Source organism: Pseudonocardia thermophila, from assembly GCF_900142365.1.
GTDB lineage: Bacteria > Actinomycetota > Actinomycetes > Mycobacteriales > Pseudonocardiaceae > Pseudonocardia > Pseudonocardia thermophila.
Genome location: NZ_FRAP01000004.1, coordinates 210,847 through 225,057 on the forward strand (window position 1 = coordinate 210,847; position 14,211 = coordinate 225,057).

Consider the following 14,211-nt stretch of genomic DNA (forward strand, 5'->3'; position numbering starts at 1 on the left):
ACAACCGGGGCACGACCGCGGATTCCCGGTGTCACGCTTGGGCCGTCAACAACCCCCGACGACCCGGGGACCCGCAGGACGGGCCTCGAGGGAGGACGGACAACGATGTCTGACACGCAGACGGGCGAGGTGCAGGGCCCCTACCGCTCGGCCCCGGCCCCCAAGCGGGTACGGGTGCACCACCTGCGCGAGATGAAGGAGCGCGGGGAGCGGTGGCCCATGCTCACCGCCTACGACGTGTACACCGCCGAGATCTTCGACGAGGCCGGCATCCCGGTGCTCCTCGTCGGCGACTCGGCCGGCAACAACGTGTTCGGCTACGACAACACCATCCCGGTCACCGTCGAGGAGCTTCTCCCGCTGGTGAAGGCGGTGGTGCGGGGCACCCGTACCGCACTCGTGGTGGCGGACCTGCCCTTCGGCAGCTACCAGCTCGGTCCGGAGCAGGCGCTGACCACGTCGTTCCGGTTCATGAAGGAAGCCGGCGCGCATGCGGTGAAGCTGGAGGGCGGGGCGCGGTTCGTCCCGCAGGTCGAGGCGCTCACCGGGGCGGGGATCCCGGTGATGGCGCACATCGGGTTCACCCCGCAGAGCGAGCACCAGCTGGGCGGCTTCCGGGTGCAGGGCCGCGGCGACGCGGGCGACAAGCTGGTCGAGGACGCCCTCGCCCTGCAGGCCGCCGGTGCGTTCGCCGTGGTGCTGGAGATGGTGCCCGCCGACGTCGCGAAGCGGGTGACCGCTGAGCTGGTCATCCCGACCATCGGCATCGGCGCCGGCCCGGAGACCGACGCGCAGGTGCTCGTCTGGTCGGACATGGCCGGCATGAACCGCGGCCGCAAGCCGAGGTTCGTCAAGCAGTACGCCGACGTGGGATCGGTGCTGCTCGACGCAGCGCGCCGCTTCGGCGAGGAGGTGCGCCACGGCGTCTACCCCGCCGAGGAGCACTCCTACACCTGATCGGCCCCGCCCCCGACCCGCACGAGGGCCGGGGGCGGGTGCATCAGGAAATCGCGGTGGCTGATGTTCAGCGCGTACGCCCCGGCGAGCGCGAACGCCACCCGGTCGCCCACCCCGATCCGCTCGACGGGCACCCGCCGGGCCAGCACGTCCTTCGGGGTGCACAGCTGACCGACGACGGTGACCGGGCCGGCGATCGTCGGCCCGGTCCCCGTGGGCAGCACCGTGAACGGCTGGTCGTGCCCCTTCGCGACGGGGGTGCGCAGGTGGTGCGTGCCGCCGCGGCAGATCGCGAACCACTCCCCCGCGCTGCGCTTGAGGTCCAGCACGTCGGTCACGTACCAACCGGAGTAGGCGGTGAGCGCCCGGCCCGGCTCGATCCGCACCAGCGGCCCGTGATCAGGCAGCCGCAGCGCGGCCCGGTAGGCGGCCCAGTCGAACCGTTCGGCGGGGCGGGTGTAGTCGACGTGCATGCCGCCGCCGATCACGACCTCGGCCAGGCCGACGCCGTGCCGGGCGGCGAACGCAGCCGCCCAGTCCAGCACGGTGCGGCCCTGCGCCGCGCACGCCTGCGCGTCGAGCCCGCTGGCCAGGTGGGCGTGCACGCCGAGCAGCTCGATCTCCGGCGGGAGCTCGGCGAGGCAGGCGTCGGCCTCGGCCGGGTCCATGCCGAACGGGCTCGGGCCGCCGCCCATCCGCAGCACCCCGCCGACCCCGCCGGGCACGTTGACCCGCAGCAGCGCCTTCACCCTGGTCCCGGCCGCGCGGGCGGCCGCGGCGAGCCTGCGCACCTCCAGGCGGCTCTCGACGTGGACGCGGTCGGCCTGCCGCGCGGCAGCGGCCAGCTCCTCGTCGGTCTTGCCGGGCCCGCCGAACGCGATCGGAACGTCCGGGCCGAGCACATCGCGGACGTGGGCGAGCTCGCCGCCGCTGGCCACCTCGATCCCGTCGACGTGCCGGGCGACGGTGGCGAGCACGCCGGGATCGGGGTTGGCCTTGGCGGCGTAGTGGATCTCGACCCGGCCGGGCCCGGTGCGCACGGCGGCGGCGATCGCGGCCATGTGGGCGTCGAGGTGGTCGAGGTCGTAGACGTAGGCCGGCAGCGGAGCCTCGCGGGCCGCCTTCGCCACCAGATCGGTGATCATCGCGCGAGGGGGTTCGGCACGGGCACGTACGGGGCCTGCGGGTCCTCGGCGCCGCGCCAGCGCACAACCAGGTTCGCCTTGGCCGGCAGCGTGGGCCCGTCGAGCAGGGTGCGCAGCTCGGGCGGCTCGCCGAGGTCGGCCGCGGTGGCCGCGACGGCGATGCGCACCGGGTCCCACAGCTTCTCCTCGGGGGCGCCGGCCAGCTCTGCGACGGCGACGGCCAGCTCGCCGAGGTTGTTGACGAGCAGGCAGTAACCGATCCGCGCGGCGGCCTGGTCAGGGGTGTAGGCGGTCGCGGCGGCGACGGCGGGATCGAGTGCGCCGAGCAGGTCGGCGTGCCGGTCGGTGCGCAGCCGCACGCCCTCCATGTCGCGCAGCAGCACGCGCTCGGGGATGCCGGCGCGGCCGGTGACGACCAGGACGTTCTGCAGGTGGGGTTCGAGGACCACGCCGTGCGCCGCCCACAGCCGCAGCACGGGGGGGACGAGCAGCGCGACGTAGCGCTCCCACCAGGCCAGCGGATCGACGGTGACGGCGGCGAGCCGGGTGGGGGTCCCTGCCGGGTCGGGTTCCTGGGCGGCGAGGGTGCCGGCCAGGTGCGCCCGCTCGTCCGGGGCGAGCCCCAGCCCGACCCGCACGATGGCGCCGACCCGGTCGGCGAGCCCGGGGTCGGCGACCGTGCGGGCGAACGGCTCGCCGAGCAGCACGAACCCGTCCACCCCGGCCAGCAGCGGAGTGAGCAGCCGGGTGAGCCGGACCGCCTTCTCCAGCTCGGCGGCCGTGGAGTGGCGCATGCAGTTGGTGATCCGCACCGAGAGGCTCGTCTTGACGAACACGTCGGCCTCGGGCTGGTAGAGCGTGCGGACGCTGGACGTCGGGTGCCACGGCGGGCCGGCCGGGCCGAGGTCGACGAGGTCCCCGCGACGCTGTGCTGCGGCCAGCGGCTCGGCGAGCAGGCGGGCCTGCCAGGGATGCAGCGGCAAGGGGCGGTGGCCGTCGGGCACCTCGGGCGCGAGGCCGTCGAGCGTCGGGACGCCGGCAGACCACTCCTGCACCCGGTCGGCGCGGAGGGCGAGCCAGTGCAGCGGGAAGGCGGTGCGGGCCTCCGGGGACCAGCGCCGCCACTGCTCGGGATCGCCGGAGCGCCACTTCGGCGCCGGGTGGCGAGGGTGACCGGCCAGCAGGGCCTGCTCGGAATCGACGTAACCGGCGGCGGGTTCGGCGAGGCTGCGAGCCGGTTGCCGGGGCCGTTGGGCGAGGGCGGCGGCGAGCGCCGCGCGACCGGCGCGCACCTCGGTGGCGAGGCGGCCACCGCCCGGGCCGCACCAGCGGGCCAGGAGCTGCTCCAGAAGGGTGAGCAGGCGCTCGAACCCGATGACGGCCCAGCCCTGGGGTACGCGTTCCTGGACGGCGCCGGTGAAGCGGTGGGCGTGCAGCACGGAGCGCGCCCGCAGCCGGACCCTCAGACAGGCGCCCGGCAGATCGACGGTGAGGTGCTCGGCGGTGGTGCGCACCGCGCCGGCGGGAGCGGCCACGTCACGGACCAGCACCCCGAGCAAGGTGTGTGCCGCGATGGTGTCGGCTGTTCGATCCGTGACCGGTCCATGACACTTAGTGAGCACAGGGTTACCTAAGCACGAACCCGGGGCGGGCTTCATTCGCCAGATAGTTGGGTCCGGTCCGTACGACGTACTTGTTGACGTCCGTGCAGTTCAGCCGGGTCTTCGGCAGCAGCGTGCCGGACGTCACCATCGCCTTCACCGGCCAGCGCCGAGCGGTGAGCATCCGGTGCACGGCCGCGCGGGCGGCCACCGAGCGGGGGTGGTCGCGGTCGCAGAATCGATCGGCCGCGTCGGCGATGCGGTCGCGGACCTCGGGCAGGACCGAGACCGGGAGCAGCGCGCGCACGCAGAGGTGGAGGGTGATCGTCACGAAGAGATCGGCCAGCTCCGCCGGGTCGGTCACGAGCATGCGCGGATCGGTGAAGGCGGGCACCGGCCGGCCGAGCGCGGCGGCGGCATGAGCGGCGTCGACCCGGGCGCCGTCGTCGTCCTTGTAGACCAGCCGCAGCGGCGCGCCGTCCTGCTGGGCGATCGTGATGTTCTGCTGGTGAGACTCCAGCGCGATGCCGTAGCGCACCCAGAGCGCGACGTGCCAGTCGAGCAGCACGGCCAGGTAGCGGGCGCACCAGCGGGGCACGTCGCCCGCGGCCAGCTCCTCCAGCACGGTCGGGCCGCCCGCCCGCGGATCGCGCACCGGCAGCGCCGCGAGCGGAACCAGTCGGCCGGTGGCGATGTCCGCGGGCAGCACTCGCACCATGGCGGCGAGGTGCTCGTCGGGGCCGTGCAGGTAACGGCTCTCGTCGGCGAGCCGGATGCGGGCGGCCAGCTCGGGTTCGCGGGTCAGGACGGCGGCGAGCAGCTCGTGCATCGCGGCGCCGTCGGCGAGGGTGCCCGGTTTGATCGTGCGGCGGTTGCGCAGCCCCAGCGTCGCCGTCGGCAGCGGCACCTTGACGTGCACGCGCGGATCGCCGGCGAGAGCCAGCGTGCGCATCGAGAGCGTCGGCACGACCAGTGGGCCGAGCGGTTCACCGCCGGTGAGCGGGTGCACGGGGACAGCGATCGTGTCGGCGGTGCCGGACGGCCACCACCCCGGTGGATCGGTGGCGAGGGCGGGCGAGAGCTGCACGTCCGCGCGGGGGACGAACCGCCAGTGCAGCGGGAACGTGCGCGCCTGCTCAGGGGCGTAGGCGGCGCGCGCGGCGGCGTCCAGGCCGGGTCGGGCCCGACCCGTCGGGTGGACGGGGTGCTCGCGGACCGCGGCGAGGGCGTCGTAGCGCAGCAGCCCGGCGTAGCCGGTGCGCGGGCCGGGCGGATCGGCGGGCACGGGGTCGCGGGCGGCGTCCAGTGCGGCTCCGCACTCGGCGGCGAAGCCGGCCCAGCCCGCGGTGGCCTCCGCGTCGGCCGGATCGGGGGCGAGCACGTCGAGCAGATCGGTGAGGCGGCGGACGGGGCGACCGGCCACGTCGAGCGCGACGGCGGCGTGCTCGGCGAGGAAGCCGTCCGGGACGACGGTGAACTCGGCGGGGCGACCGTCGGGGAGGGTGGTCCGCCAGCGGTCGCCGTCGAGCCGGCCGCGCGAGCGCAGGCCGAGGTGGTCCTCGCGCAGCAGGGCGGCCAGCACGCGCCGGACGAGCGCCGTCTCGGCAGTGTCGGGTCGGGTGACGGTCGACGTGGTCAGGTGATGCGCCACTCGTGCTCCTCCCGGAAGCGCTCGACCGCGGCGTCGACCGCGGCCGCGTCGGGGCCGGTCGCCCACACGGCGGCGAGGTAGTCGCGGTTGCTGCCGTGCAGGGGCGCGCTGGCCCCGACCTGGCGCAGTCTGCGGTGCCCGACGGTGACCGGGCCGCCCGCGTGCGTTCCGTCGGGCGGGGCGGCGGTGAGGGTGCCGGCGCGCTCGGCGAGCACGTAATCGACGCGGCCGTGGCGGGGTGCGCCGGCGGCTTCCCCGACGTCGGCGGGCAGCGGTTCGCCGCTGTGCACACGCAGGACCGCGGCGAACAGGTCGGCACCGAGGACGTCGCTCGTGACCAAGTCCATGAGGTCGCCGATCAGCCGGTAGTTGACCTCGATGATCCGTACCCGGTCGCCCTGCAGCACCACCTCGGTGTGGCAGGCGCCGAGGCCGACGCCGAGCGCGTCGAGCTGGGCGTCGAGATCAGCGCGGACGGCGGCGAGGGCGGCTGGGGCCCAGTCGAGGCGGATCTCGGTGAACGTCGGCGGCGGGCCGAGGGTGGTGCGCCAGGTGCCGGTGTGGCGGCGGGTGGTGCCGTCACCCAGCGTGTCGAAGGTGAGCAGCGGGCCGTCGAGGAACTCCTCGACGACGAGCGCCGCGCCCGGCCTGCGCTCGCGGATCTCGGCGACCGCCTCCGCGAGCTCGGCACCGTCGTGGACCAGCAGCACGTCCTCGCTGGCCACGCCCTCGCGGGGCTTCACGACAGCCGGGAACACGGGGAACTCGGGCGGATCGTCGGGGCCCAGCTCGGCGTGCGCGACCGGGTCGAGCGGGGCGAGGCAGCGGCGCATGAGCGCCTTGTTCTTGGCGCGGACGGCCGCCTGCCACGGTTTGGCGGGCAGGTCCAGCAGCTCGGCCGCCAGGGCGGTGGCGGCCTGGAGGTGGTCGCTGTTCGACAGCAGCGCGGTCGGGCGACCGTGCCGGGCGGCCAGCTGGGCGACGCGGGACGCGACCGCGCCGGGATCGTGCACCTCGGTGCCGACCACGGCGCGCGGGGCGGCGGGGTTGCCGGCGTAGGCGGCCTGGTGGGCGCCGGGCTGATCGGTGAGCAGCACGACGGGCCGGCCGAGGCGGGCCGCAGCGGGCAGGAACCCCAGCGTCACGGAGTCGGTCGGGTTGCGGGCGGTCAGGTAGATCGTCACTGGTCGATCGCCGTGAACAGCACTCTTCCGGTCGACGGGTCGGCCGCGGTGAGCGTGACGGCGACGGTCACCCCGGCCTTCGGGGCTCCGGCGCAGCGGGCGATCACCGCGGGATCGGGCAGGTACACCTCGCCGGGCTCGCCCTCGGGGCCGGCGGCGCGCAGCACGATCACCTCGAACGTCTCCCCCACCCGGCCGGCCAGGCGGGCGGCCTCGGTCCGGTCGAGGCAGGCGCGGGCGACCCGGCCGGCGAGCGAATCGGACGCGCTCATCACGTCGGGCAGCTGGGGCAGCGCCTCGAGCAGCCAGGAGTCGGGGGTGCGGCCGGCGGCGACCGCGAGGCAGATCTCGGTGCCGAAGCGGTCCACCAGGCGCCGCAGCGGAGCGGTCACGTGGGCGTACGGGGCTCCGATGCCGCCGTGCCCGGGATCCGGCGGCGGCGCCGCGCCGGCGCCGAACGCCGCGTACCCGGCGCCGCGCAGCAGGGTGGTGGCGGCGCGGCGCAGCGCCAGCACCGGGGCCGATCCGTCGTCGGGCAGGCCGGCGAGCACCTCGGCGGCGCTCGCGCCGTCCGGCCAGTCGAAGCCGAGGCGCTCGGCGGCGCGGCGCAGACCGGCGACCGCCTCCGCGTCCGGCGCGGGGAGGGTGCGCAGCAGCCCGATCCCGGCGCGCAGCATCATGTCGGCCGCGACCGTGCCGGCGAGCAGGGAGATCTCGGCGTTCCAGTCCTCGACGGGCAGGCGGGCGCGCACTCGCAGGGTCCAGCCGTCGTCGTCCTGGACGATCTCCTGCTCGGGTAGCTCCAGCTCGATCGCCCCGCGGGCGACCGCGGCGGCCCGGCGCAGCCTGCCCACCTCGGGCAGGGCCGCGATCGCCGGGTGGAGCTCTTCGCGGGCGTCGATCTGGGCCTGCACGCCGGCGTAGTCGAGCCGGGCGCGGGACGCGACGACGGCGCGGCGCACGTCGGTCGCGGTCACGGCGCCGTCGGCATCGAGATCGATGGTCCAGAGGACGGCGCGGCGCGGCCCGTCGGGCAGCAGGCTCGCCGCCTGCTCGGAGAGGACGGGCGGGTGCAGCGGCACCGAGCCGTCGGGCAGGTAGATCGTCTGGCCGCGGCGGCGCACCTCGGCGTCGAGCGCGCCGCCCGGGGTGACGACCGCGCCGACGTCGGCGATCGCGTAGTGCACGCGGAACCCGCGCCCGACCCGCTCGATGCCGACGGCCTGGTCGAGGTCCTTCGAGCCCGGCGGATCGATGGTGACGAGCTCGATGTCCGTGGCGTCGATCCGGCCGGGTTCCGCGGTGATCGCGCGTGCGGCCGCCGCCTCGGCCTCGGCCAGCGCCTCGGGCGGGAATCCGGCGGGCAGTTCGAACTCCTGCCGCACCGCGTCGAAGTCGGGCCCGGGGCGGGAGCCGGTGGCGCCGGGTGCAGGTGCGGGATCGGGACGGACACCGCTGCTGGGCACGCCGAGGAGCCTGCCACGTCCCCGCCGCGAGTTGCCCCGACCGGCAGGGCGAGTCGCCCCGTCGGGTAGGCCGAGCCACCCCGTCGGGGCGACTCGCTCTGCCCGACGGGGCAACTCGCGCACCTACCGCCAGGGAGCCAGCTCGGGGAGCGGGGTGTTCGGCCGGCGGCGCAGGTGGCGACCCGCGGCGCGGCCGGTCAGCCACTCCGCCAGCTCCGCTGCGCTGCCCGAGATCTCCAGCGCGTCGGGGCCAGGCTCGCCGACCGTCCAGCGGCCGGCCGGGTCGCCCGTGGCGACCAGCACGAGAGCGGGGGCGTCGGAGCGGTCGGGGACCGTGGCGGCGGCCTCGGCGATCAGGGCGAGCAGCATCGGCTGCGGTAGATCCACGAACGACGCGCCGACGTCCAGATCGACGGCGTGCACCCAGGTCTCCACAGCCCGCAGCCACAGCACCTCGGTGGCCGGGATGCGCCGGCCCGCGTACTCGACCGTGGCCGACCAGGCTTTCTCGGGCAGGCGGCGCACCGCGTCGGCGAGCCGGTCCGAGGACTCCACGACGTCGGCGCGGATCTCCTCGGGCGTGCGGCGCGCGCCCTCCTCGATCTCGGCCGCCCGCCGGGCGGCGTCGCGGACCTCGCCCGGCGTGCCGGTGCGGGCCGTCTCCAGGACGTCGACCAGCTCGTCGGCGTTGCGGGCGACGTGCGTCAGCAGGTGTGCGCGGGTCCAGCCGGGCAACCCGGAGGGCGCGCCGAACGCGCTGTCACCGAGCCGCGCCATCAACCCGCGCAGATGCTCCGCCCCGTCCTTCGCCCAGGCGAAGGTCGCGGCGGGGTCCTCGCGACCACCCATCAGACGTCCGTCGTCGTGCTCACGGCTGCTCGGCGCGACAGGTGTTGCGCAGCTCGCCGATCCCGGCGATGGCGGTGACCACCGTCGTGCCGTCGGTCAGGTACCGGGGTGGCTTGCGGGCGTGCCCGACGCCGCCCGGGGTGCCGGTGGCGATCAGGTCACCCGGCGCGAGTGTGACGATCGTGGAGATGTAGCGCACGAGGTCGACCACCCCGAAGACCAGCTGGTCGGTGTTCGAGTCCTGCATCGTCTCGCCGTCGAGGACGGTGGAGACGGCCAGGCCGGACCCGTCGGGAGAGGGCAGCTCGTCCTTGGTGACCAGCCACGGCCCGACCGGGGTGCTGCGCTCCCAGGTCTTGCCCTGCAGGAACTGCTTCGTGCGGTACTGGTAGTCGCGCATGCTCACGTCGTTGAGCACGGTGTACCCGGCGACGGCGTCGAGCACGGCCGCCTCGTCGGCCGCCCGCCGCACCGGCTCACCGATGACGATCGCCAGCTCGACCTCCCAGTCGACCGCCTGTGACTCCGGCGGCAGCACGATGTCGTCGCGGGCGCCGACCAGCGCCGGCGGGTACTTCGCGAACAGGGTGGGGTGCGTGGGCGGGGTGTTGCCCATCTCCAGGATGTGGTCCCGGTAGTTCTGGCCCACGCAGATGATCTTCTCCGGCGACGGGACGACCGGCGCGAGGTCCAGCCCGGCGAGGTCGTGGACCGGTCCGGCCGCCGTGGCCGCCCGCTCGGCCCAGTCGGCGTGCTCCAGCAGCGCACGCACGTCGGCGTCGCCGGTCTCGACCGCCCGGCCCGCCGCCTCGTCGATCCGCACCGCGCGCAGCCCTGCCGCGGTGCGGATGGTCGCCAGTCTCATCGCCTCTCCCCCTGTCGCGTCACGCCGGTGAGTCTGCATCGGCCCACCGGCGTGACGCACACGGGGGACACCCCGCCAGGCCGGGATCAGGACAGGTTCGCGTAGAGGGCGCGCTCGAAGTCCTGGTACATGCCGAACACGTCCGGCGTGACGAACGGCAGCGTGTTCGAGTAGATCGACGCGCAGATCCCGGTCGTGCGGTCGATGAAGAAGTGCGTGTTGCACAGGCCGGCCCACGCGCCGGTACCGGCCCGCCGCATTCCCGGAATGTCTTCGGTGTTCAGCAGCAGGCCGTATCCCCATTTGTATCCGGGGCCGGCGTTGAAATCGGCGGTGGACGCCGGGTCGGCGCTCGGAATCGACTCCGGGAACCACAGGTCGCCGATCTGGTTGGTGAACGCCTCCTCGACCGTCCTCTCCGACAGGATGCGCTCCCCGTCGAGCTCGCCGCCGCGCAGCAAGGCGCGCTCGAAGCGGATGTAGTCGCGCGGCGTGGAGTACAGCCCGTGGCCGCCCGCCCAGTACTCCGGCGACGGGTTGAGCTCGATCTCGCTGGCCGTCCACGTGCCGTCCTCGCCCTTGATGTGGACGGGCGTGGTGGCGGCCTTCCACTCGTCGCGCAGGCGGAAGTCGGTGTCGTTCATGCCGAGCGGCCCGGTGATGCCCTCCTTGATCGCGACGTCGAGGGTCTTGCCGCCGGCCGCCTCGACGACCTTGCCGAGCCAGTCGGTGTTGATCCCGTAGACGAACTTCGTGCCCGGGTCGGCGACCATCGGTGCGGTGAAGATGACGTTGGAGCCGGACAGCACGTTGGGGGTGCCGGTGACGGCCTCCCACTTCGAGATGTTCTCGTCCCAGAACCAGTAGCTCAACCCGGTCGTGTGCGTGACCAGCTGCTTCACCGTCGCCCGGGAGGCGGGCGGGCGCAGCCTGGGCGTATCGCCGTCGAAGCCCTCGAGCACCTGGACCTCGGCGAACTCGGGGCAGTAGTCCTCGACCGGGGCGTCCAGGTCGAGCTGCCCGCGCTCGACGAGCTGGAGCGCAGCGACCGTCGCGACCATCTTGGTCATCGACATGATGCGGTAGTGCGTGTCGCCGCTGACCGGCTCCTGGGAGCCGGCGACGCGGACCCCGGCGGCCCCCTCGTAGATGACGCCGTCGCGGTCAGCCGCGATCGCGACGACGTTCGGGACCACCCCCGCGGCCACGGCGTCCTGCAGGACCTTGTCCACTGCGGCGCTCTGCACTGAGCTCACGGTGCCCTCCTCCACATGCTGTTCGACGCCCACGTCCTGAGACGTGGCTCACCCCCAGCCTGGAGAGCGCACCGCACCGTGGTCAACCCGGACACCCCACCCGAAGGACGGGGACGGCAACCCGGAGAAGACGGAAAACAGCAGCGCGCCGGATCGCGGAATCCGCGATCCGGCGCGCCGGGCCGATCAGGTCGATCATGCCCGATCAGGGACGATCGGGCGTGACCGGATGGCGTCAGTCGATGTTCTGGCGGATGCTGTCGTCCACGACGCACGAGGTGTCGTCGACGGTCGGAGCGGCGACCGCCGTGTCGGGGGCGAGGAGGCCCAGGATGTCACCGATCGCGACGCCGACGTTCACCGGCGGGCACACGTTGACGTTGTTGAGCGCGTTGACCTCGCCGATGGCGATCAGGCCGCCCGCGTTGCTGCCCTCGTCCACCCGGTTGACCTTGATGTCGTCGACGCTGCCCCCACGGCCGTGCCCGTGCCCGTGCCCGCCCTTGTCCCCGGCGAAGGCGAGCGGGCTCACCGCCAGCAGGGTCGCAGCGGACGCAGCAGCGACGATTCCAGCCTTCTTCAGCACAGTGATTCTCCTGTCGGGTGATCCCGGCTCATCGGAATGAGCCTTCGTTTCTCCGGCGTCTGCGGGGAGCCTCGCCGGCCGAGAAAGAAGTTAGCGGGATCTTCCGAGGAAGTACGCATCACCTACCACTATCGTGTGATCCACATTGCTCTCCGTGAGGTTATGCGGCCGTTACGGCGAAATTCCCGCGTGGCGAATCCCCCCGGACATCCGCGTAACCTCGACGCAGCGTGATCATCGACCACCCCAATGGCCGCATATCCTTTTCGACAGTCACGCGCAGTGATCAGATCTCTCCACCCTCCTCGGGAGCGTCCTTGCGCGCCCGCACCGGGAGGGACGCGAAGACGTGGGGCGGCTCACGCCACGGATCGGTCTCACCCGCCTCCGCCGCCCGGATGGCCGCCCACACCTTCTGGGGAGAGCAGGGCATGTCGACGTGCCGCACCCCCAGGTGGCGCAGCGCGTCGACGACGGCGTTCTGCACCGCCGGCGTCGACCCGACCGTCGCCGACTCCCCGATGCCCTTGGCGCCGAGCGGGTTCAGCGGTGTCGGCGTCTCGGTCGTCGACGCCTCGAAGGAGATGAGGTCGGCCGCCGACGGCATCCGGTAGTCGGCGAGCGTGCTGGTGAGCGGCTGACCCTCGGGGTCGAAGAGGACCTCCTCGTACAGCGCCTGGGCGATGCCCTGCGCCAGACCACCGTGCTGCTGCCCCTCCACCAGCAGCGGGTTGAGCACCCGGCCGCAGTCGTCCACCGCGACCATCCGCCGCGGCCGCACCCGCCCGGTCTCCGTGTCCACCTCGACGACCGCGACGTGCGCCCCGAACGGGAAGGTCGCGCCGTCCTGCTGCACGTCCAGGCCCGCGGTCAGCTCCGGGCCCGCGCTCGCGACCTGCGCCCAGGTGACCGACGCCCCGGGCACGCCGGCCACGGCGAACTCCCCCGCCTCGGTGAGCTCCACGTCGCTCTCCGCGGCCTCCAGCAGCTCGGCCGCGCGGCGCTTCGCCTGCGCCAGCACGTCGTCAGCCGCGGCCAGCACGGCGCTGCCGCCCAGCTGCAGCGATCGCGAGCCGCCCGTGCCGCCGCCGCGGGGCACCAGGTCGGTGTCGCTCTGCCGGTAGGTGATGCGGTCCATCGGGATGCCCAGACGGTCGCTCACCACCATCGCGAACGCGGTCGCGTGCCCCTGCCCGTGCGCGGACGTGCCCGCCGTGACCGTGGCCGAACCGTCGGCGTGCACCGTGACCGAGCCGAACTCCGAGCCGCGCGCCCCGGCGGTGATCTCCACGTAGGTGCAGATCCCGATCCCGATCTGCACCGGGTCCCCGGAGGCCCGGCGCTCCGCCTGCTCCTCGCGGACCTTCTCGTAGTCGACGATCCGCAGCGCCTCCCGCAGCGGCAGGTCGTAGTCGCCGCTGTCGTAGCGGGCGCCGCTGTTCGTGGTGAGCGGGAACGCCGCGGGATCGAGGAAGTTGCGCCGGCGCAGCTCCGCCGGGTCCATCCCCAGCTCGGCGGCGGCCATGTCGATCATCCGCTCCAGGTGGGCCGCGGCCTCCGGGCGGCCGGCGCCGCGGAAGGCTCCCATCGGGGTGGTGTTGGTGACCACCGTCGCCACGTCGAAGGCCACGACCGGGATGTCGTAGACGCCCTGGCTCATCGTGTACGTCTGGGCGCGGGCGAGGCCGCCGCCGAAGCCCGCGTACGCCCCGGCGTCGCCGAGCACCCGCGCGTGCAGGCCGGTGATCTTGCCTTCCCGGGTGAGGCCGAGCTCGTACCAGGCGACCTGGCCGCGCCCGTGCGGCATCGACACGAGGTTCTCCGAGCGGGTCTCCACCCAGCGCACCGCGCGGCCGAGCCGGCGCGCCACCCCCACCGCCGCGGTGTGCTCGGCGAGCATGCCGGCCTTGCCCCCGAACCCGCCGCCGACGTGCGGGGCGATCACCCGCACCTGCTCAGGGGGCAGGTCGAACAGCCGCGCCGCCTGGTCGCGGAACAGGTGCGGCATCTGCGTCGAGACCCAGATGGTGAGCCGGCCGTCGGTGACCGGGTCGACGGCGATCGCGTTGCCCTCCATCGGGACGACGGCCACGCGCTGGTTGACCATGCGGGCCCGCACCACCACATCAGCGCCGGCGAGCACCGCCTCCGCCACGTCGTCGGACGCGCGCTCGCCGGCCACGACGTTGCTGCCGTGCTCGGGGAACTGCAGCGGTGCGTCGGGAGCCAGCGCGGCCTCCGGGTCGACGACCGCATCGAGCGGGTCGTAGTCGACCTCCACCAGCTCGGCGGCGTCGACCGCGGCGGCGAGGGTCTCGGCGGCGACGACGGCGACCGCCTCCCCGACGAAGCGGACCCGGTCGGTCGCCAACGGCGGGCGGGGCATGGACTCGTTCACCACCATCAGCCCGTGGTGGGCGGGCAGGTTCAGGTCGGCCGCGGTGAACACGCCGAGCACCCCGGGCGCCGCTGCGGCGGCCGAGGTGTCGATGCCGGTGATCACGGCGTGGGCGAACGGGGAGCGGACGAAGACGAGGTGAGCGACGTCGGGGAGCTGCAGGTTGCCGACGAAGGTGCTGGCGCCGGTCAGGAGGTCGCGGTCCTCCACTCTGCGCACCGAGGTACCGAGGATCGATCCAGGCATGGAGTGA

The 14,211-nt window shown here is 74.1% G+C and carries 11 protein-coding genes; 1 reads left to right on the forward strand and 10 read right to left on the reverse strand.

All coding sequences use genetic code 11. The features are described 5' to 3' along the window. The first annotated feature begins 105 nt into the window (after positions 1–105). Positions 106–957, forward strand: a complete 852-nt coding sequence (gene panB / locus BUE41_RS07380; RefSeq protein WP_073456143.1) for a 3-methyl-2-oxobutanoate hydroxymethyltransferase — start codon at positions 106–108, stop codon at positions 955–957. Here panB and BUE41_RS07385 read toward each other — a convergent pair. From BUE41_RS07385 to BUE41_RS07430, 10 genes are all read right to left on the reverse strand, one after another. Beyond that, a complete protein-coding gene (locus BUE41_RS07385) occupies positions 948–2,102 on the reverse strand; it encodes an alanine racemase (RefSeq protein WP_073456145.1) in 1,155 nt (384 codons plus the stop codon). The two genes, panB and BUE41_RS07385, sit on opposite strands and share 10 nt — an antisense overlap. Then, on the reverse strand, positions 2,099–3,652 hold the full coding sequence (locus tag BUE41_RS07390; protein ID WP_200803793.1) for an IucA/IucC family protein: 1,554 nt from the start codon (positions 3,650–3,652) through the stop codon (positions 2,099–2,101). The genes BUE41_RS07385 and BUE41_RS07390 overlap by 4 nt, the downstream gene beginning before the upstream one ends. 76 nt (positions 3,653–3,728) lie before the next feature. Continuing rightward, positions 3,729–5,354, reverse strand: a complete 1,626-nt coding sequence (locus tag BUE41_RS07395) for an IucA/IucC family protein (RefSeq protein WP_200803794.1) — start codon at positions 5,352–5,354, stop codon at positions 3,729–3,731. Beyond that, positions 5,339–6,538 carry an ATP-grasp domain-containing protein gene (locus BUE41_RS07400; RefSeq protein ID WP_073456149.1) on the reverse strand — a complete coding sequence of 400 codons (1,200 nt, stop codon included), beginning with the start codon at positions 6,536–6,538 and terminating at the stop codon, positions 5,339–5,341. The genes BUE41_RS07395 and BUE41_RS07400 overlap by 16 nt, the downstream gene beginning before the upstream one ends. Beyond that, positions 6,535–8,004 (reverse strand): RNB domain-containing ribonuclease, encoded by a 1,470-nt coding sequence (locus tag BUE41_RS07405; RefSeq protein WP_084754558.1) that lies wholly within the window; start codon positions 8,002–8,004, stop codon positions 6,535–6,537. The genes BUE41_RS07400 and BUE41_RS07405 overlap by 4 nt, the downstream gene beginning before the upstream one ends. A gap of 123 nt (positions 8,005–8,127) precedes the next feature. After that, complete coding sequence (locus tag BUE41_RS07410) at positions 8,128–8,853, reverse strand: maleylpyruvate isomerase family mycothiol-dependent enzyme (protein WP_073456151.1); 726 nt, start codon at positions 8,851–8,853, stop codon at positions 8,128–8,130. A 19-nt stretch (positions 8,854–8,872) separates the two neighbouring features. Continuing rightward, positions 8,873–9,718, reverse strand: a complete 846-nt coding sequence (locus BUE41_RS07415) for a fumarylacetoacetate hydrolase family protein (RefSeq protein WP_073456153.1) — start codon at positions 9,716–9,718, stop codon at positions 8,873–8,875. An 86-nt stretch (positions 9,719–9,804) separates the two neighbouring features. Next, positions 9,805–10,974, reverse strand: coding sequence for a serine hydrolase domain-containing protein (locus tag BUE41_RS07420; RefSeq protein WP_084754578.1), 1,170 nt, complete (start codon positions 10,972–10,974; stop codon positions 9,805–9,807). A gap of 235 nt (positions 10,975–11,209) precedes the next feature. After that, entirely contained in the window at positions 11,210–11,560 is a 351-nt protein-coding gene (locus tag BUE41_RS07425) for a hypothetical protein (protein ID WP_073456154.1), read from the reverse strand. A gap of 286 nt (positions 11,561–11,846) precedes the next feature. Then, positions 11,847–14,204, reverse strand: coding sequence for a xanthine dehydrogenase family protein molybdopterin-binding subunit (locus BUE41_RS07430; RefSeq protein WP_073456155.1), 2,358 nt, complete (start codon positions 14,202–14,204; stop codon positions 11,847–11,849). Positions 14,205–14,211 lie beyond the last annotated feature (7 nt).